The following is a 365-nucleotide window of genomic DNA, read 5'->3' on the forward strand; positions in this document are numbered from 1 at the left end:
TAGTAAGGTAATATGAAATCTTCAATTAATTGAATTGTATCCAATTTCAACAACTCCTTTATCTTCAATAAATGTACTGGATTTCCTCCCGCATTATAGATCAGTTTTCTTTAATTAAACTGTCCTTTAGTTGAATAAACAAAAAGCCTGCAATAGCATACCAATTTTTGTTAAACGTGTTATTCAAAACAATGAGTCCCTTTAATTGTTTTATTCGTTTCTTGACGTAATTCAATCGCATAATTCATACTAGCATGTTGATCTGTATATTTTTTCACTCGCCCTCGATAAACTCCTTTTTGTTTTGCTAGTTTAATTCCTGCAAGTTGTTTTTCTTTTATCATTTCTCGGTCTAATTCACTAAA

1 pseudogene is annotated in these 365 nt (G+C 29.9%); it reads right to left on the bottom strand.

Features of this window, described 5'->3' with window-relative positions:
• Positions 1-179: 179 nt before the first annotated feature.
• Positions 180-365, bottom strand: a pseudogene (locus tag AC1DJR_RS34105) (recombinase family protein); the annotation flags it as partial.

The organism is Bacillus sp. 05T31, from assembly GCF_056396725.1.